General features: G+C 62.8%; 18 protein-coding genes. 9 read left to right on the top strand and 9 right to left on the bottom strand.

The window, feature by feature from the left end:
• Positions 1 to 107 precede the first annotated feature (107 nt).
• From ilvC to Q4I12_RS07350, 7 genes are all read right to left on the bottom strand, one after another.
• Positions 108 to 1109 (bottom strand): ketol-acid reductoisomerase, encoded by a 1002-nt coding sequence (ilvC, locus tag Q4I12_RS07380; RefSeq protein WP_006006284.1) that lies wholly within the window; start codon positions 1107 to 1109, stop codon positions 108 to 110.
• Positions 1110 to 1268: 159 nt separating this feature from the next.
• Entirely contained in the window at positions 1269 to 1757 is a 489-nt protein-coding gene (gene ilvN / locus Q4I12_RS07375) for an acetolactate synthase small subunit (RefSeq protein ID WP_297138834.1), read from the bottom strand.
• 12 nt (positions 1758 to 1769) lie between these two features.
• Complete coding sequence (ilvB, locus tag Q4I12_RS07370) at positions 1770 to 3461, bottom strand: biosynthetic-type acetolactate synthase large subunit (protein ID WP_297159461.1); 1692 nt, start codon at positions 3459 to 3461, stop codon at positions 1770 to 1772.
• A gap of 23 nt (positions 3462 to 3484) precedes the next feature.
• Positions 3485 to 3712, bottom strand: a complete 228-nt coding sequence (locus Q4I12_RS07365; RefSeq protein ID WP_168934480.1) for an HP1242/YdcH family protein — start codon at positions 3710 to 3712, stop codon at positions 3485 to 3487.
• 61 nt (positions 3713 to 3773) lie between these two features.
• Positions 3774 to 4076 carry a YggT family protein gene (locus Q4I12_RS07360; RefSeq protein ID WP_040369507.1) on the bottom strand — a complete coding sequence of 101 codons (303 nt, stop codon included), beginning with the start codon at positions 4074 to 4076 and terminating at the stop codon, positions 3774 to 3776.
• Positions 4077 to 4078: 2 nt separating this feature from the next.
• Positions 4079 to 4723, bottom strand: a complete 645-nt coding sequence (locus Q4I12_RS07355) for an HAD family hydrolase (protein WP_204625161.1) — start codon at positions 4721 to 4723, stop codon at positions 4079 to 4081.
• Positions 4723 to 5685 (bottom strand): hypothetical protein, encoded by a 963-nt coding sequence (locus tag Q4I12_RS07350; protein ID WP_168934482.1) that lies wholly within the window; start codon positions 5683 to 5685, stop codon positions 4723 to 4725. Before Q4I12_RS07350 ends, Q4I12_RS07355 begins: the two co-directional genes overlap by 1 nt.
• Positions 5686 to 6097: 412 nt before the next feature.
• Between Q4I12_RS07350 and pdxS (Q4I12_RS07345) the strand changes: the two genes are divergently transcribed.
• Both pdxS (Q4I12_RS07345) and pdxT (Q4I12_RS07340) read left to right on the top strand, forming a co-directional pair.
• A complete protein-coding gene (gene pdxS, locus Q4I12_RS07345; RefSeq protein ID WP_302261213.1) occupies positions 6098 to 6979 on the top strand; it encodes a pyridoxal 5'-phosphate synthase lyase subunit PdxS in 882 nt (293 codons plus the stop codon).
• Position 6980: 1 nt separating this feature from the next.
• Entirely contained in the window at positions 6981 to 7562 is a 582-nt protein-coding gene (pdxT, locus tag Q4I12_RS07340) for a pyridoxal 5'-phosphate synthase glutaminase subunit PdxT (protein ID WP_204625162.1), read from the top strand.
• 63 nt (positions 7563 to 7625) lie between these two features.
• On the opposite strand, the gene Q4I12_RS07335 is transcribed toward pdxT (Q4I12_RS07340), so the two are convergent.
• On the bottom strand, positions 7626 to 8297 hold the full coding sequence (locus Q4I12_RS07335; protein ID WP_302261212.1) for a GntR family transcriptional regulator: 672 nt from the start codon (positions 8295 to 8297) through the stop codon (positions 7626 to 7628).
• A 313-nt stretch (positions 8298 to 8610) separates the two neighbouring features.
• Here Q4I12_RS07335 and Q4I12_RS07330 point away from each other — a divergent pair, with 313 nt between their 5' ends.
• The 7 genes from Q4I12_RS07330 (at position 8611) to Q4I12_RS07300 (ending at position 15741) form a co-directional block, all read left to right on the top strand.
• Entirely contained in the window at positions 8611 to 8988 is a 378-nt protein-coding gene (locus Q4I12_RS07330) for a RidA family protein (protein WP_302261210.1), read from the top strand.
• Between the two features lie 55 nt (positions 8989 to 9043).
• On the top strand, positions 9044 to 10042 hold the full coding sequence (gene cuyA, locus Q4I12_RS07325; RefSeq protein WP_302261209.1) for a D-cysteate sulfo-lyase: 999 nt from the start codon (positions 9044 to 9046) through the stop codon (positions 10040 to 10042).
• Between the two features lie 83 nt (positions 10043 to 10125).
• Positions 10126 to 11526, top strand: coding sequence for a Na+/H+ antiporter NhaC family protein (locus tag Q4I12_RS07320; RefSeq protein ID WP_302261208.1), 1401 nt, complete (start codon positions 10126 to 10128; stop codon positions 11524 to 11526).
• Between the two features lie 21 nt (positions 11527 to 11547).
• On the top strand, positions 11548 to 12789 hold the full coding sequence (locus Q4I12_RS07315) for a hypothetical protein (RefSeq protein WP_302261206.1): 1242 nt from the start codon (positions 11548 to 11550) through the stop codon (positions 12787 to 12789).
• 164 nt (positions 12790 to 12953) lie between these two features.
• Entirely contained in the window at positions 12954 to 13835 is an 882-nt protein-coding gene (gene pdxS, locus Q4I12_RS07310; RefSeq protein ID WP_006009534.1) for a pyridoxal 5'-phosphate synthase lyase subunit PdxS, read from the top strand.
• Position 13836: 1 nt separating this feature from the next.
• Positions 13837 to 14418, top strand: coding sequence for a pyridoxal 5'-phosphate synthase glutaminase subunit PdxT (pdxT, locus tag Q4I12_RS07305; protein WP_302261204.1), 582 nt, complete (start codon positions 13837 to 13839; stop codon positions 14416 to 14418).
• 357 nt (positions 14419 to 14775) lie between these two features.
• Complete coding sequence (locus Q4I12_RS07300) at positions 14776 to 15741, top strand: P1 family peptidase (protein WP_302261202.1); 966 nt, start codon at positions 14776 to 14778, stop codon at positions 15739 to 15741.
• 304 nt (positions 15742 to 16045) lie between these two features.
• Here Q4I12_RS07300 and Q4I12_RS07295 read toward each other — a convergent pair whose 3' ends face one another.
• Positions 16046 to 17245: an iron-containing alcohol dehydrogenase gene (locus tag Q4I12_RS07295; protein WP_168934485.1), complete on the bottom strand. Its 1200-nt coding sequence runs from the start codon at positions 17243 to 17245 to the stop codon at positions 16046 to 16048.
• Between the last annotated feature and the right edge of the window lie 89 nt (positions 17246 to 17334).

The raw sequence follows: 17334 nt of genomic DNA, 5'->3' as shown, positions 1-17334 counted from the left end.
CCGCACGGCCATATCACGGGCCTTCTTTTCAACGCCCCTGCCCGGCCTCCGAAACAAAAAAGGGGGACCGAAGTCCCCCTTTGTGAGCGTCATGACGGACAGCGGAACTAGTCCTTCTTGTCCTTCTTCAGCCAGGTCATCATGCCGCGCAGTTCCTTGCCCACCTGCTCCAGCTGGTGGTTGGCTTCGTTGCGGCGGGTGGCCATGAACATGGGATAGTTGGCGCGGGCTTCGAGGATGAAGTCACGGGCGAACTTGCCGCTCTGGATGTCCTTCAGCACGGCCTTCATTTCCTTCTTCACGGCGTCGGTGATCAGGCGGGGGCCGGTCACATAGTCGCCGTATTCAGCCGTGTTGCTGATGGAGTAACGCATGCGGGACAGGCCGCCTTCGTACATCAGGTCAACGATCAGCTTCATTTCGTGCATGCACTCGAAGTAAGCCATTTCGGGCTGGTAACCGGCTTCCACCAGGGTTTCGAAACCGGCCTTGATGAGGGCGGAGATACCGCCGCACAGCACGGCCTGTTCGCCGAAGAGGTCGGTTTCGGTCTCTTCACGGAAGCTGGTCTCGATAACGCCGGAGCGGGTGCCGCCGATGCCCTTGGCGTAGGCCAGGGCCACCTTCAGGGCTTCACCGGTGGCGTCCTGCTGGATGCCCACCAGGCAGGGCACGCCGCCGCCTTCGGTGAAGGTACGGCGCACCAGATGGCCGGGACCCTTGGGGGCGATCAGGAACACGTCCACGTCCTTGGGAGGCACGATCTGGTTGAAATGGATGTTGAAGCCGTGGGCGAACAGCAGAGCCTTGCCGGGAGTCAGGTTGGGCTTGATGTCCTTTTCGTACACGGCGGCCTGCACTTCGTCAGGCAGCAGGATCATGATCAGGTCGCCCTGAGCGGCAGCTTCGGCAGCGGACACGGGGGTAAAGCCGTGCTGCTTGGCCAGCTCGTAGTTGGCACCGCCGGGGCGCTGGCCCACGACGACCTTCACGCCGGAGTCGCGCAGGTTCTGGGCATGGGCATGGCCCTGGCTGCCGTAACCGATGATGGCCACAGTCTTGTTTTTCAAGACGGAAAGATCGGCATCCTGATCATAGTAAACTTTCATGGCTCTTGTCCTTTTCAATGGAAAAATACTCGGTATTCCCGAGGGGGAAACTTCTATTTGGGATGCCGCGGCGCAAATGTCAAGCGTCACGGCATCCCTCAGGCAAATTTGCCGTCATCTTCCGGTGGGGGACCGTTCGCGATCCCGCCGCCGGGGATGCTATTCACACTTTTTGGAGCGGCGCATGGCCACGGAACCGGTGCGGGCCACTTCCTTGATGCCGAAGCGGTGCAGCAGGCTCAGGATGGCGTCCAGCTTGTCGTGGTCGCCGGTGGCCTCGATGGTCATCTCGCTGGAGCTGACGTCCACCACCTTGCAGCGGAAGATCTCCACGGTACGCAGGATCTCGCTGCGGGCGGGGCCTTCAGCCTGCACCTTGACGAACATCATCTCGCGTTCGATGGCGGACATATCGGCAAAATCCATCACCTTGATGACGGTCACGATCTTGTGGAGCTGTTTCATGATCTGCTCCAGTATCTGGCTGTCACCGTAGGTGGTGATGGTCATGTGCGAAACGCCCTCTTCCAGGGTGGGCGCCACATTGAGCGAATCGATATTGAAGCCGCGGCCGCTGAACAGGCCGGCCACGCGGCTGAGCACACCGGGCTCGTTCTCCACCAGCACGGAAAGAACATGTCTTTGCATGGCGTTCCTCCTCTACACCAAGAGCATCTCATCCAGGGCGGCCCCGGCGGGCACCATGGGATAGACGTTTTCCTCGCGCTCAACCATGACGTCGATGAAGGCCGGGTTGGGCGAGGTCAGGGCCTTGCGCAGCACGTCTTCCAGCTCTTCGGGCTTGCTGATGCGGTAGCCTTCGGCGCCGTAGGCCTCAGCCAGCTTCACGAAGTCGGGCTGGGCCTCCATATTGGTATGGCTGTAGTTGCGATTGTAGAAAAGTTCCTGCCACTGGCGGACCATGCCCAGATGGCCGTTGTTGAGGATGACCACCTTGACCGGGATCTTGTTCTGCACCACGGTGGCCAGTTCCTGGATGTTCATCTGGATGGAGCCGTCACCGGCCACGTTGATGACCAGCTTGTCCGGGAAGGCGAACTGCGCGCCGATGGCCGCGGGGAAGCCGTAGCCCATGGTGCCCAGACCACCGCTGGTCAGCAGGGTGCGCGGTTTGGTGAAGGTATAGAACTGCGCGGCCCACATCTGGTTCTGCCCCACCTCGGTGGCGATGATGGCATCGCCCTTGGTGATGGAGTACATGGTCTCGATGACCTGCTGCGGCTTGATGTGGCCGTTCTTGTTGTAGGCCAGCGGATGGTTGGCCTTCCATTCATGCACGGTCTGCAGCCAGTCGGCATGCATGCCCGACCAGTCGGTATCGGCCATCTTGGCGCGGCAGATCTCCAGGATGCCTTCCAGGGCCTGGCGGCAGTCGCCCACCACGGGCACGTCCACTTCCACGTTCTTGCGGATGGAGGTGGGGTCGATATCGATATGCACGATGCGCGCATGGGAGGCGAAGTCCTGCAGACGGCCGGTCACACGGTCGTCGAAGCGCGCGCCCACACAGACCAGCAGGTCCGCATGGTTGATGCTCATGTTGGCAGCGTAGGTGCCATGCATGCCCACCATGCCCAGCCACAGGTCGCCGTTGGCGGGGAAGGCGCCCAGGCCCATGAGCGTGGTGGCCACGGGGATGTCCAGTTCGTGGGCCAGCTCGCAAAGGACTTCCGAAGCATTGGCCATGATGACGCCGCCGCCCGCCAGGATGATGGGCTTGCGGGCCTTGGCCAGCTCTTCGGCCGTACGGCGCAGCTGGTTCAGGTTGGGCTTGTAGGTGGGATTGTAACTGCGCATGAAGATATCTTCAGGCCAGACGAATTCCGTACGGGCCTGCATGATATCCTTGGGCAGGTCCACGAGGACAGGCCCGGGGCGACCGGAGCGCGCAAGATAGAAGGCCTGGCGGATGGTCTTGGCCAGGTTGCGCACGTCCTTCACCAGAAAATTGTGTTTGGTACAGGGACGGGTGATGCCCACGATATCGACTTCCTGGAAGGCGTCGTTACCGATGAGCTGCGTGGGGACCTGTCCCGTGAAGACGACCAGCGGAATGGAATCACAGTAGGCTGTGGCTATGCCCGTAACGGTATTGGTGGCGCCGGGTCCGGAAGTGACCAGACAGCACCCAACCTTGCCGGAGGCACGGGCATAGCCATCAGCCGCGTGCACAGCCCCTTGTTCATGCCGCACCAGAACATGCTTCAGTTCCGGATGCCGCGGCAACTCGTCATAAATATCAATCACAGCACCGCCCGGGTAACCGAACAGTACATCAACATCTTCTTTTTTAAGGGATTCAAGGAGAATCTGCGCACCTGTGAGTTCCATAGGGTCAACTCCTGCGCCAGCAGTTATGCTCCGGCGCGATGGCTATCCAAGAGCTCCATGAGCTTGGTTTTGCCTTCAAGTTTTTGTTTCTTAAGCTGCTTCAGGGTCTGTTCCTCGGTGGGGGTACGGAAAGACTTGGCTTCCAGCTTTTCTACCTGCTTGCTGTAAATGACGTGGTCTTCCCATAGGGATTTCAGCTCCGGATCAGTGGGCAGTAGCTGTTCGATGAGTTCAATTTCATGCTGATCCATAAGAAATCTCCAGCGTTAGATGTTCGGCGCCCGGCATGGCGCCCGTTACGACAAACCGCTGCTACACCAGAGTAGCGGCAAACTGGGCCAGTGATGCGATGACGATGCGGTTGATGAGCTGGATGACCAGCAGCACCACCACAGGCGAGAAATCGATGCCGTTGGTATAGGTGAAGGGCAACCATTTCCGCACCCGGTAGAACACGGGTTCCGTCAGGGTGCGCAACGCGCGCACCACAGGGTTGTAGGGATCGGGACGCACCCACGAAAGCACGGCCGCCACGATGACAACCCAGAAATACAGATTGAGGACTATGGCCAGCAGATCGACCACGGCCAGGATGACATTCTGTACAAAAAACATGCCTACTCCCATTCATTTTGCAGCAGCCCGGCCAGTTCGTCATAACCGGCTGCCGCGAGCGGGCCTTGCAATTCCCCGCCGAAGGCCGCGAACACGACGCCTGCGGCGGTGGCGGCTTTCTGGTCGTTGGGACTGTCGCCCACAAAAAGCACCTGCTCAGGATCGGCCCCCCACTGTTCAAGGATCAGCCGCACCCCATCGGGGGCGGGCTTGGGGGCTGCTTCCGTCGCCGTGACTACAGGATTAAAATAGGAGGGCAACGCCAAAAAGTCCAGAACCCTTTGCATCCCTTCCGCAGTTCTGTTGGTATGCACGGCCAGACGCATGCCGTGACCGTGCGCGAGCTCAAGGAATTCCCGGTAACCGGGATAGATCTGCAGCAGGGGAACGATGTCGCGCGAATAGATGACCTCCGTCCGCACCACTTCATACATGCGCTGATGCATCTCGGGAGGTACGATGTATTCCAGCGCCTGCCGAGCCGTGGCCATGAACGTATAGGCATCCTGCTCCGGGGTCAGGGGCGGCAGTCCCAAGGCCGCCAGCACCTTGTTGTAAAAGATGGCGTTGGCGGCGCGGGAATCGATCATGACCCCGTCACAGTCGAAGATGATGCCGGTAAGGCCGTGCGGGAAAAGTTTGCCCATCAGTCGTCCCCGCGCAGCACTACAGTGCGTTCTTCCTGCCAGCCGGGGCAGCAGCGGGGCGCACGCGGACGCCCGAGGATGCGCCACAGGGGGGCGCGCGCCTGCAACAGGGATACGGCGTTGCCTTCCGCATCGCACAGGCGCAGGGGGCTGTCGTCGGGCAGGGGCCGGAACTCCAGCTCGCCCTGACCGTCCAGCAGGTCGCGGCGCATGCGGCCCTCGGCCAGCAGCAGGCAGTCCGCCGGGGCAAAGCGCACCACGGCGTCCAGCAGACGGGGCCAGGCGGGCAGCAGGGAATCGTCCACATGCACGGGGCTGTTGAGGGTGGCCAGCGTGGCCAGGGCGGCCTCCGTGTCGCGGGCATCGCCCGCCAGCAGGGCCGTCTCGTCAAGATCGGCGGGGTCCATGTCCAGCGCGGCCTGCAGACGGGCATTGCTGCTGCTCAGGCTGGAGCTCAGGGCCTGGAGTTCGGCCAGGCGCTCTTCCTGCAGCCAGCTCCAGAGCAGCATGCGCTGGGCCGCACAGGCCTTTTCCCGCTCTTCGCGGGCGGCTTCCAGGGCCTGGGCCGTCTCCAGGGTGCCGTCGGCCATCAGGCCGGCACGCAGGGCGCTTTCCGCGCTGTTGCGGCGGGCACGGCCCACGTCGGCGCCCAAAGTCCCCACCGGCTGGCCGGAAAGGGCGGCATCCCCCATGCGCTGGAGGTCGTCCAGACAGGCCGCGGCTTCACGCGGCGAAAAAGGCAGATCCTCCGGCATATGCCACGGCCCCTCGGGAGCCGGGGCCGCGACGGTCACGGCACGACGGCCGGACGCCGTCAGCCCTCCGGCGGCAGGACGGGAAAATTCTTCCGGCAGACCGGGCCACAGACGCAAGACCGGGCAGGACCCTTCCGCGGGCAAAAGCAGTGCTTCTCCGGGCAGGGGACCACGCAGGGCGGGGACACGGATACAGAGTGCAGACATGTATCATCCTTGGTTAAGCTGGAGTTTTTAGCATACGCCACAGGGGGACACGATTGCAAGGCCAAAGCCGTCATACCCTGACATCTCCGGCGCTCCCCTGCCCCGCCATGACTTATGGAAAAGCTTTTCCTCAGGGGAGGCCCCGATCTTTTCCGGTGCCTGCCGTTACCCCGACCTGCCGCAACGGCGATGCAGACCGCAGACTGTGCGTGCGGACATGGAAAACCGCCGCCCATCCTGTCAGAACAGGCTCCGGGCCTTCCCCGGGACGGGCACGGCCTGTCTGCCGTAAACCGCAGGACGGGCCCGGATTATTGTCACTGACGACGATATGGCATATAACGCGCTTCTGGCCGTTAACGGCCCCACGCAACTTAGCGCACCGCACGGCGGTGCCGAAGGAGTAGAAGATATGGAACAGGGCACCATTCGCCTGAAGACCGGTCTTGCAGAAATGCTCAAGGGTGGCGTCATCATGGACGTGACCACCCCCGAACAGGCGAAGATCGCCGAAGAAGCCGGCGCCTGCGCCGTCATGGCTCTTGAACGCGTCCCGGCCGACATCCGCGCCGCCGGCGGCATCGCCCGCATGGCTGATCCCACCATCGTCAAGCGCATCATGGAAGTGGTGAGCATCCCCGTCATGGCCAAGGCCCGCATCGGCCATTTCGTGGAAGCCCGCATCCTTGAGGCCCTGGGCGTGGACTACATCGACGAGAGCGAAGTGCTGACCCCCGCCGATGACCGTTATCATATCGACAAGCGCGACTTCACCGCGCCCTTCGTCTGCGGCTGCCGCAACCTGGGCGAAGCCCTGCGCCGCATCGCCGAAGGCGCGGCCATGATCCGCACCAAGGGCGAACCCGGCACCGGCAACGTGGTGGAAGCCGTGCGCCATTGCCGCCAGGTCATGGACGAGATCCGTGTGCTCTGCTCCCTGCCCGAAGCCGAAGTGGCCAACTTTGCCAAGGAAAACGGCGCTCCCCTGGAAGTCTGCATGGCCGTGCGCAAGGAAGGCCGCCTGCCTGTGGTGAACTTTGCCGCCGGCGGCATCGCCACCCCGGCTGACGCCGCCATGATGATGCACCTGGGCTGCGACGGCGTGTTCGTGGGCTCCGGCATCTTCAAGTCCGGCGACCCGGCCAAGCGTGCCCGCGCCATCGTGCAGGCCGTGACCAACTACAAGGACTACGCCCTGCTGGCCGAGATCTCCCGCGACCTGGGCGAACCCATGGTGGGCATCGACATCTCCACCATCCCGCCGGCCGAACGCATGCAGGAGCGGGGCTGGTAGCATGGCCCGCATCGGAGTCCTGGCCCTGCAGGGGGCCTTCCGCGAACATGCCGCAGCGCTGCGCCGTCTGGGCGCCGATGTCTGCGAAGTGCGCCAGCTCAAGGACATGGAAGGCCTTGAGGGCATGGTCATCCCCGGCGGCGAAAGCACCACCATCGGCAAGCTGCTGGTGGAATGGGACATGCTGGAGCCGCTGCGCCGGCGCATCCTGGACGGCATGCCCGTCTACGGCAGCTGCGCGGGCCTGATCCTGCTCTGCAAGGAGATCGAAGGCTCTGACCAGCCGCGTCTGGGCGTGCTGGACGCCACCGTGCGCCGCAATGCCTTCGGCCGTCAGGTGGACAGCTTCGAGACCGACCTGCACATCGACGGTCTGGCCGGTGAGCCCCTGCGGGCCGTGTTCATCCGCGCCCCGCTCATCAGCCGCGTGGGCGAAGGCGTGCGGGTGCTGGCCCGTCTGGATGCCGACCGCGGCGAGCGCATCGTGGCCGTGCGTCAGGGCAATGTGCTGGCTACGTCCTTCCACCCCGAACTGACCCCGGACCTGCGCCTGCACCAGTATTTCCTGGACATGCTGGCCTGATCCGCGGCATCTGCCGAAAAACAAGGAGCCCCGCGCCGAACGTTGTGTTCGCGCGGGGCTCTTCTATTCCTGCGTCCAGTCCGATTTTTCCATCAGTTCGGCCATGTAGGCGCCAAGTTCCTCATAATGCTCTCGGATCTTTTTCCAGACTGCCATCCTGTCCCTGCTGCGCATGGCCTCTACCAGCATCACATGCCGCTCGTAGAGTTCATTAAATGAGTAGAAGGCCGTCCACTGCCGGTACATCAGATACTTGGAGATGGTCGAACAGGAATGCCGTGCCAGATCCACGAGATAGGGATTGTGACAATGCATGAGCAGCCTGTCGTGAAAGATGTCGTCCAGCTCGGTCAGACCCAGTTGCCCCCCGGAGGACTGACTGCTTTTGTGCATGTCCTTGAGGACGCGCTCCAGCTCATCCACTTCCGCATCGCTCCAGGCGGGCAGACTGTCGGCCACGCCTGTGGCTTCCAGTATCCCCCCGACACTGTAGCTGTTCCGGATCTCCTCCGGCGACATCAGGCGGACCCGCTTGCCCTTTTGCGGTTCCGAGGTCACTAGACCTTCCTGTACCAGGCTCTCCAGAGCCTCACGGACGGGAGCCCGGCTGATCCCCAGATGTTCGGCAAGCGCCACTTCCTTGATAGCCTGCCCAGGCAGCAGCTCTCCCTGCTGGATCTGCCGTTTGATGTAATCCGCGACCACTGTGGAGTACGTCTGTTTTTTGAATACCATACCGATCGTTTGTCGTTTATGCCGTCTGGCGGCGTTCTGTTCTGCTCACGGAGCCATGCGGCCCCCTCCCCCTTTTCCGGCTTCCCTTCCTATAGCAAAGCCCGGGAGAGACGGGGCTCCTGTCCTTCAAAAAATTTTTTTTCACGAAGCCCCCTTTTGCCGTTGACTTCAAAAGTTGTCAAATGTAGTATGTCGACATTCGGCAAGAAAATATCACAAAAAAGACTCAGGCATCGCAGCCTGCTCATTTTTTTGTGTATTTTTTAAATGTCGACATTCGACATACGAATGTTAAATTTAGCACGAGGAAGCCATGAAAAACATCATCCACACCAGCAAGGCGCCCGCGGCCATCGGTCCCTACTCCCAGGGCAACCGTGCCGGAGACACCGTCTACCTTTCCGGCCAGCTGGGCATCGATCCCGCAACCGGCAAACTGGCTGAAGGCGGCGTAGGCGCCCAGGCCCGCCAGTCCCTGAAGAATATCCAGGCGCTGCTGGCTGAAGTGGGAGCCACGGAAAAGAACGTCGTCAAAACTACCGTGTTCCTGACCAGCATGGCCGACTTCAAGGAAGTCAACGAAGCCTACGCGGCTGTTTTCAATGCGGACTGCCCCGCCCGTTCCTGCGTGGCCGTCAAGGAACTGCCCCTCAACGGGCTTGTGGAAATCGAAGCTATCGTCGTCCTGTAGCGCTGCTGCGGACAAAAATATCATTTGGGATGCAGCATCATCCCAGGAGGTCCTCATGAATCTTGCCCAGTTCCCCCGTCGCGGCTATGTCACCACTCCCACCCCCATCGAGTACTGCCCCAACTTCTCCAAGGCTCTGGGAGCGGACATCGACGTCTACATCAAGCGTGACGACATGCTCCCCGGTACCGCCGGCGGCAACAAGACCCGTAAGCTGGACTTCTGCATCGCCGATGCCCTGCAGAAAGGCTGCGATACGGTCATCACCTGCGGCGCCGTGCAGTCCAACCACTGCCGCCTGACTCTTTCCTGGGCTGTCCATGAAGGTATGGACTGCCATCTGGTGCTGGAAGAACGCGTGAAAGGCAGCTACAATCCCGAAGCCTCCGGCAACAACTTCCTGTTCCAGCTGCTGGGCGTCAAGAGCATCACCGTGGTGCCCGGCGGCAGCAACATGATGGAAGCCATGGAAAAAGTGGCTGCCAAGCTGACGGCCGAAGGCAGAAAGCCCTACATCGTCCCCGGCGGCGCTTCCACGCCTCTGGGTGCCCTGGGCTATGTGGGTTGCATGGAAGAAATCATGCACCAGATGTTCGAGATGGGCCTCAACTTTGACCATATGGTCGTGCCCAGCGGTAGCGCCGGTACCCATGCCGGGATCATCGCCGGCATGATCGGCAACAACATCAACATTCCTGTCACCGGCATCGGCGTCAACCGTCCCAAGCCCGTGCAGGAAAATGCCGTGCATACCCTGGCCAACCAGACCCTGGATCTGCTGGGCGTGGAAGCCCGCGTGCCCGCCGAAAAGGTCGTGGCTTTTGACGACTATGTGGGCCCCGGCTACTCCCTGCCCACGGACGCCATGGTCGAAGCCGTCAAGATGCTGGCCGAGACCGAAGGCATCCTGCTTGACCCCGTGTACTCCGGCAAGGCCATGTCCGGCCTGATCGATCTGGCGCGCAAGGGCTACTTCGCCAAGGGGTCCAAGGTGCTGTTCCTGCACACCGGCGGTTCTCCGGCTCTGTACGCCTACCTGCCCTGCTTCCGCTAAAAAACAAGGGGACGTGGCCTGCGGGTCACGTCCCCTTCCTGTAACCCACCACCAACCCATCAGCCCGCAGACGTGGAGGGCATATGTCTGAAGAAAAAAGACTCGATATGTATGGCGGTATCCTGGGCGGTACCGTACCCCTGGCTGTACTCATCATCGGCCTTGTCTGGCTTTGTCTTGCGGAACGCGGCGGCACCCAGCCGTTCTGGGCCTGCGCCTGGCTGGCCCTCGTCATCGGCTTGTTCTTTGCCCGCAAAAAGGAAGATTACTGTCTTGCCGCCATGCGCGGCATCGGCGATGAAAACGGCATCGTCATCATTACGGCCTGGCTGTTCGCCGGCGTGTTCGGTCAGCTCATGGCTGCCGGCGGTCTGGTGGACGGTCTGCTCTGGATGGGCATGAGCACCGGCGCCCAGGGCAGTATTTTTGTGGGCCTCGTCTTCTTCGCTTCCATGCTGTTCGCTCTGGGGACAGGCACCTCCACCGGTACCTGCATCGCTCTGACACCTGTGCTCTACCCTGCCGGCTATTTCCTGGGTGCCGACCCGGCCATGCTCGGTCTGGCCATCCTTTCCGGTGCGGCCTTTGGCGACAACCTTTCCCCCATTGCTGATACGACCATCGTTTCCGCCTATACCCAGGGCGCGACCATGAAAGAGGTCGTCCGCAGCCGTTTCCCGCTTTCCATGTCCGCAGCCGTCATGGCCATGGTCATCTTCCTGATCTTCGGTAACGCGGACCAGGCTGCGGCCCTGCCTGATATCCAGAAAGATTTCGATCCCGCCGGCGTGCTGATGCTCATCGCCCTGGTGGTGGTCGTCGGCTCCGCCATGATGGGCCGCCACATCATCGAATCCCTGGTCTACGGCAATGTTTGCGCGGCTGTCATCGCTGTGCTTACCGGCCATATCAAGCCGACGCAAATCTTCGGTATCCCTGCCCAGGCCGGTCAGTCCACCGGCTATATTGAAAACGGTATCCTTAGCGTGGTGGGCCCCATCATCTTCGCCATCCTGATCCTTGCCGTGACCCAGATCATGGTGGAATGCGGCATCATGAAGCGCATCCTCGACTTTGCCCACAAGTCCCTGGTCAGCACGGTACGCCAGGCCGAGCTCTTCATCGTGGGCGTCACGGTGCTGGCTTCCATCCCGATCTCGGCCAATGCTCCTGCCGAGCTGCTGGTGGGTCCCTCCATCGTCCGCCCCATGGGCGAACGCTTCAACCTGAGCGCTGCCCGCCGGGCCAACCTCATGGACTGCGCCGTAAGCACCGTCTTTTACATCCTGCCCTGGCATATCGCGGTGGCGACCTGGTACGGAGCCCTGTATAGTGCTGCCCAGAGCTACAACATCCCGGCCCCGGCTCTGAGCACGGCCCTGTACAACCCCTATTCCTGGACCCTGCTCGCGGTGCTGCTGTTCTCCGCCATCACGGGCTGGAACCGCAAGCTGGACATTCCGGCTGCGACGAACAACGCCTAGCAACCACCATTCCTCACTGCCATGAAACTTTTTTCCCTCCCCTGCGATCACAAAGCGGATCTGGCCTTTGCCGGACATATCGGCGTCGGGCACGCCAACAGTCACCAGGGCTTCGTCCAGGACGACGCCACCGGGTTCGCCACTCTGCTGGCCCTGCTCCTGCGGGTCTGTCCGCTGGATCTGACCGTGACGGCTGTCCGCACGGATGAAGACAAGCTGACGGTCTCTCTGGCCTGCGGGGGACAGGGACAGGCTTCCCTGTCCGGCGGCTTCTCTCCCTTTGAGACGGATCTGCTGCAACGGGGTACGGGCCTTTGTGAACTTTCCTCGCAGACCCTGGCCACCAAGGTCCTGGGCCGGATCCGCGGGCAGGGCATGGACAAGATGGGGGCCGTCCTCATCCTGGCCCATGCCCGCGCCCTGCTGGATGCCGTACGCCGGCACTGGCCCGCGGGGGGGCTCCACGCCACGGACGACATCCCCGGCAGCTGCGGCGAGTTTTTGGGCGGTATGCTTTCCCTGGAGGATACGCCCTGCGCCTGGCTGTTGACGATCAATGCCTCTCCTGACGGCAGCGGACCGGTGGAAGACAGCGAAGGCATCCTGCCTGTGGGCAACAAGGGACGCCTCATGCAGGAACTGGGCATGTGCCGCATCCCTTGCATCGTACTGGAGTCCAAGGCGTACAGTCCCGGCGACAGCGACGCTCTTGCAGCCAGTATGCCCTGGATCCGCTGGAATCAGGACAGCGACAATCCCGCCGTAGGCCAGTGTCTGGTTCAGGCCGCCCAACAATGCCATGCCCAGGCCGTCGTCAATGACAGGGCGTATCCCCGTCGCCCCGGTGATCTTGATCGTGCATCCCGGGCCCTGGGGGAAAAGATCGCCAGACTGGGACAGGAGTACGCCAACGCCCGTACCTCCGCCCAAAAAGTTGCTTTGGCCGCTGTACTTGCCGACATCCTGGAGCAGGAGATCGGCGGGACGTCCTTCATGAGCCAGGCTGTCCATACCGTAGCTGCCGGTGGCGGTCTCTGGCCGGGGCAGGCTGCCATGCTCTCATTACTGGCCAGCCGGGAAGAATACAGATCGCTGAAAGTGATGATCACCACTCGGAAAGAACTTGAGCTGCTGGCCGACATCGCTCTGGCAGCGGCCGTTCTGCTCCGTGACCGGCTTCCCGAAGCATCGTCCTTTATCCAGGCACGCTCCCCCCAGCCGGAACCGGAGCGCCTCCTGCATGAACTTTGCCTGCCCTCATAGCCCGCTGTGGCCGGTCATTGCCTGGTTGACCGGCATATCTCCCCCTTCGACGTATGCACCCATAAGGCCCCGGGCAGGCGGCTCTTCTGTTCTCCAGCGGTGGGCAGAAGAGCCTTTTTTCCCTTCCGCTGCATGTCCTGCTGTATGGACAAAGGAGTTTTTTCATGGAACAGGGCACCATTCGCCTGAAGACCGGTCTTGCAGAAATGCTCAAGGGTGGCGTCATCATGGACGTGACCACCCCCGAACAGGCGAAGATCGCCGAAGAAGCCGGCGCCTGCGCCGTCATGGCTCTTGAACGCGTCCCGGCCGACATCCGCGCCGCCGGCGGCATCGCCCGCATGGCTGACCCCACCATCGTCAAGCGCATCATGGAAGTGGTGAGCATCCCCGTCATGGCCAAGGCCCGCATCGGCCATTTCGTGGAAGCCCGCATCCTTGAGGCTCTGGGCGTGGACTACATCGACGAGAGCGAAGTGCTGACCCCCGCCGATGACCGTTATCATATCGACAAGCGCGACTTCACCGTGCCCTTCGTCTGCGGCTGCCGCAACCTGGGCGAAGCCCTGCGCCGCATCGCCGAAGGCGCGGCCATGATCCGCACCAAGGGCGAACCCGGCACCGGCAACGTGGTGGAAGCCGTGCGCCATTGCCGCCAGGTCATGGACGAGATCCGTGTGCTCTGCTCCCTGCCCGAAGCCGAAGTGGCCAACTTTGCCAAGGAAAACGGCGCTCCCCTGGAAGTCTGCATGGCCGTGCGCAAGGAAGGCCGCCTGCCTGTGGTGAACTTTGCCGCCGGCGGCATCGCCACCCCCGCTGACGCCGCCATGATGATGCACCTGGGCTGCGACGGCGTGTTCGTGGGCTCCGGCATCTTCAAGTCCGGCGACCCGGCCAAGCGTGCCCGCGCCATCGTGCAGGCCGTGACCAACTACAAGGACTACGCCCTGCTGGCCGAGATCTCCCGCGACCTGGGCGAACCCATGGTGGGCATCGACATCTCCACCATCCCGCCGGCCGAACGCATGCAGGAGCGGGGCTGGTAGCATGGCCCGCATCGGAGTCCTGGCCCTGCAGGGGGCCTTCCGCGAACATGCCGCAGCGCTGCGCCGTCTGGGCGCCGATGTCTGCGAAGTGCGCCAGCTCAAGGACATGGAAGGCCTTGAGGGCATGGTCATCCCCGGCGGCGAAAGCACCACCATCGGCAAGCTGCTGGTGGAATGGGACATGCTGGAGCCGCTGCGCCGGCGCATCCTGGACGGCATGCCCGTCTACGGCAGCTGCGCGGGCCTGATCCTGCTCTGCAAGGAGATCGAAGGCTCTGGCCAGCCCCGTCTGGGCGTGCTGGACGCCACCGTGCGCCGCAATGCCTTCGGCCGTCAGGTGGACAGCTTCGAGACCGACCTGCACATCGACGGCCTGGCCGGTGAGCCCCTGCGGGCCGTGTTCATCCGCGCCCCGCTCATCTGCCGCGTGGGCGAAGGCGTGCGGGTGCTGGCCCGTCTGGATGCCGACCGCGGCGAGCGCATCGTGGCCGTGCGTCAGGGCAATGTGCTGGCTACGTCCTTCCACCCCGAACTGACCCCGGACCTGCGCCTGCACCAGTACTTCCTGGACATGCTGGCCTGATCCGGGCATCTGCCGAAAAACAAGGAGCCCCGCGCCGAACGTTGCGTTCGCGCGGGGCTCTGTCGTTCTCTGGCACCGGGATGCGCCCAGGAGGATCTTTGGCTTCATCTGTCAAATGTCCGCCCCTTTCCTCCGAAAACGTCCCCACTCCTGACCGTTACCTGGCGACCGGCCCGCACAAGGCCTGTCGTCCTCCTCTCCCCTTCCCGGTACGGCCCGGACTGCGGACCGCATCCCCCCACAAGGGAGGCTTTCCTTTTCCGCGTGAACATGAAAGATTTGTCCCACGCGCCCTCTCCCGACAGCAGCCGTATGGTTGCACGGGCGCAGCTGCCAACCTCCGCTACAGGAGTTCCCATGAGCAATACCACCCTGACCGCCATCGACGGCCTGCTGGCAGGCCACTCCACGGACGACCGGAACCATACCGGCTGCACCGCTATCCTTTGCCCGCAGGGCTTCACGCCAGGCATCGCCGTGCCCGGATTCGCCCCGGGCTGCCGCGAGACCGAACTCATGCGGCCCGAATCACAGGTGGATACAGTGCACGGCCTGCTGCTGGCCGGAGGCAGCGCCTTCGGACTGGCCGCTGCTGACGGCGTCATGCGCTTTTTACGCGAACAGGGACACGGATTCGCCATGCCGCACGGTGTCATCCCCATCGTCCCGGGGGCCGTCATCTACGATCTGGACATGAATGCCCGGCCCGGCGTGCTGCCCGATGCGGACATGGGCTATGCCGCGGCCCGGGCGGCCTCGGCGGCACCGCTGGCCGAAGGCGCTGTGGGGGCAGCCTGCGGGGCCCGCTGCGGCCGCCTGTTCTGCCTTTGCCAGGATGCCGCGGGCAAACCGCTGGATCTTTCGGACAAGAGCGGTCTGGGCAGCCTGTGCCTGGAACGGGAGGGCATACGGGTGGCGGCCCTGGTGGTCCTCAATGCGCTGGGCAATGTCTACGATGCCCGGGGGAACTTCCTGGCCGGCGGGCGCTTCCCTGACGGCACGCCTGTGCCCCATGCGCAGGCTTTGGACACTCTGGCCGGACAGGTCCCTGCCGGCAATACCGTGCTCACCGTAGTGGCGACCAACGTCCCCCTGGACAAGACCCAGTGCAGCCGTCTGGCCCGCATGGCCGCCACCGGCCTGGCCCGGCATATCATCCCCGCACACATGCTCTTCGACGGGGATATCGTGTTCACGCTGGCCAGCAAGCAGCCCCTGCCCGAAGGGCACGGCCCCTGGAATGAACTCCTGCTGGGGGCCCTGGCCGCTGACGCCGTGGCCGGGGCCGTCTGCCGTGCCGCCCGGCCGGGGATGTTCGCGTGATGCCGCATCACAGCGGGAGCCCTGCCGGACAAAGGGTCCCCCTTCCCTGCTCTCCTCTTTTTTCCGGCATGCGCCTCTGAAAAAACTGCGGCGGGAGAAGCAGCGGCCCCCGCAGCGGGGCATATCGCCCTGCCGTGTCCGTGCCATCTCCAACAGCCGGAAACACTCCGGCCATCGTCTCAAAACCACCTGCCATGCGGGTGGTTTTTCATTTCGCGCCGTGCCGCCCGACAAGCTAAAGCCCAAAACGCAAAAAGGCCCCCGGTTTCCCGGGGGCCTCCATTATGCAGCTATGCAGCGAGGACTACAGGGCGGCCTTGTAGATGGCGGCCACAGCGGCGTCGCTCATCATGCGCGGGTTGGTCAGACCGCAGGCGTCCTTCTGGGCGTTGGCGGTCATGGTGGGGATGTCCTCTTCCTTCACTTCCTTGCCGTACTTCTTGCCCAGGGCGATCAGGCCTTCCGGGATACCCACGTCCTTGGACAGGATGCGGATGGCCTTGATGGCAGCCTGCGAAGCGTCGGTCGGGCTCAGGCCGTCCACGCGTTCGCCCAGCAGTTTGGCGATGCGGCCAAAGCGACGGCGGCTGGAGATCAGGTTGTACTCGCACACATGGGGCAGCAGGATGGCGTTGCATTCGCCGTGCGGCAGGTCATAGAAGCCGCCCAGCTGGTGAGCCATGGCGTGCACGTGACCCAGGCTGGCGTTGTTGAACGCCATACCGGCCAGGTACTGGGCGTAGCACATGCCTTCGCGGGCTTCCATATCCTTGCCGTTGGCAACGGCGCGGCGCAGGTAGCGGTTGATGTATTCCATGGCCTTTTCGGCACAGGCGTCGGTCATGGGAGTGGCAGCGGTGGAAACATAGGCTTCCACGGCGTGGGTCAGGGCGTCCATACCGGTAGCGGCGGTCAGGGACGGAGGCATGCCCATCATCAGGACCGGGTCGTCGATGGCGACGCTGGGGGTGCAGCGCCAGTCGACGATGGCCATCTTCACCTTGCGGGAGGTGTCGGTGATGATGCAGAAACGGGTCATTTCAGAGGCGGTACCAGCGGTGGTGTTCACGGCCACATAGGGCGGGAAGGGCTTGCTGGATTTGTCCACGCCTTCGTAGTCGTGGATCGTGCCGCCGTTGCCGACCACGAAGCCGACGCCCTTGCCGCAGTCATGCGAAGAACCGCCGCCCAGGGTGATCAGGCTGTCGCAACCGTTGCTCTTGTAAGCTTCGGTGGCTTCCGCAACGTTTTTATCCGTGGGGTTGGGCACGGTCTTGTCGTACACGGCATACTGCATGCCGGCGGCGTCAAGGATATCGGTGATCTGCTTCAGGATGCCCACGGCCACGATGCCCTGGTCGGTGACGATCAGCGGCTTCTTGCCGCCGAGGCTCTTCAGGCGATCGGGAATCTGGGTGGAGCAGTTCTGGCCGACCAGAGTCACGGTGGGGATGAAGAAGGACGTGATTTGGCCCATATGCATGCTCTTGACATCCGTGCTCATTGTGCAACTCCTTGGTTTGGGCGTCTGAACGGTCTGGATCCCCGTCCGAGCCCGGTTTGGAAACGTTTATGGATGTACTGGAATCAACA

The sequence above is a fragment of the Desulfovibrio piger genome (assembly GCF_951793255.1).
GTDB lineage: Bacteria > Desulfobacterota > Desulfovibrionia > Desulfovibrionales > Desulfovibrionaceae > Desulfovibrio.
This window is presented reverse-complemented; position numbering and strand designations above follow the sequence as displayed.

Excerpts from the sequence above, each read along its gene's own strand:
- ilvC (WP_006006284.1), bottom strand. The coding sequence starts at position 1,109 with ATGAAAGTTTACTATGATCAGGATGCCGATCTTTCCGTCTTGAAAAAC.
- ilvN (WP_297138834.1), bottom strand. The coding sequence starts at position 1,757 with ATGCAAAGACATGTTCTTTCCGTGCTGGTGGAGAACGAGCCCGGTGTG.
- ilvB (WP_297159461.1), bottom strand. The coding sequence starts at position 3,461 with ATGGAACTCACAGGTGCGCAGATTCTCCTTGAATCCCTTAAAAAAGAA.
- Q4I12_RS07365 (WP_168934480.1), bottom strand. The coding sequence starts at position 3,712 with ATGGATCAGCATGAAATTGAACTCATCGAACAGCTACTGCCCACTGAT.
- Q4I12_RS07360 (WP_040369507.1), bottom strand. The coding sequence starts at position 4,076 with ATGTTTTTTGTACAGAATGTCATCCTGGCCGTGGTCGATCTGCTGGCC.
- Q4I12_RS07355 (WP_204625161.1), bottom strand. The coding sequence starts at position 4,723 with ATGGGCAAACTTTTCCCGCACGGCCTTACCGGCATCATCTTCGACTGT.
- Q4I12_RS07350 (WP_168934482.1), bottom strand. The coding sequence starts at position 5,685 with ATGTCTGCACTCTGTATCCGTGTCCCCGCCCTGCGTGGTCCCCTGCCC.
- pdxS (WP_302261213.1), top strand. The coding sequence starts at position 6,098 with ATGGAACAGGGCACCATTCGCCTGAAGACCGGTCTTGCAGAAATGCTC.
- pdxT (WP_204625162.1), top strand. The coding sequence starts at position 6,981 with ATGGCCCGCATCGGAGTCCTGGCCCTGCAGGGGGCCTTCCGCGAACAT.
- Q4I12_RS07335 (WP_302261212.1), bottom strand. The coding sequence starts at position 8,297 with ATGGTATTCAAAAAACAGACGTACTCCACAGTGGTCGCGGATTACATC.
- Q4I12_RS07330 (WP_302261210.1), top strand. The coding sequence starts at position 8,611 with ATGAAAAACATCATCCACACCAGCAAGGCGCCCGCGGCCATCGGTCCC.
- cuyA (WP_302261209.1), top strand. The coding sequence starts at position 9,044 with ATGAATCTTGCCCAGTTCCCCCGTCGCGGCTATGTCACCACTCCCACC.
- Q4I12_RS07320 (WP_302261208.1), top strand. The coding sequence starts at position 10,126 with ATGTCTGAAGAAAAAAGACTCGATATGTATGGCGGTATCCTGGGCGGT.
- Q4I12_RS07315 (WP_302261206.1), top strand. The coding sequence starts at position 11,548 with ATGAAACTTTTTTCCCTCCCCTGCGATCACAAAGCGGATCTGGCCTTT.
- pdxS (WP_006009534.1), top strand. The coding sequence starts at position 12,954 with ATGGAACAGGGCACCATTCGCCTGAAGACCGGTCTTGCAGAAATGCTC.
- pdxT (WP_302261204.1), top strand. The coding sequence starts at position 13,837 with ATGGCCCGCATCGGAGTCCTGGCCCTGCAGGGGGCCTTCCGCGAACAT.
- Q4I12_RS07300 (WP_302261202.1), top strand. The coding sequence starts at position 14,776 with ATGAGCAATACCACCCTGACCGCCATCGACGGCCTGCTGGCAGGCCAC.
- Q4I12_RS07295 (WP_168934485.1), bottom strand. The coding sequence starts at position 17,245 with ATGAGCACGGATGTCAAGAGCATGCATATGGGCCAAATCACGTCCTTC.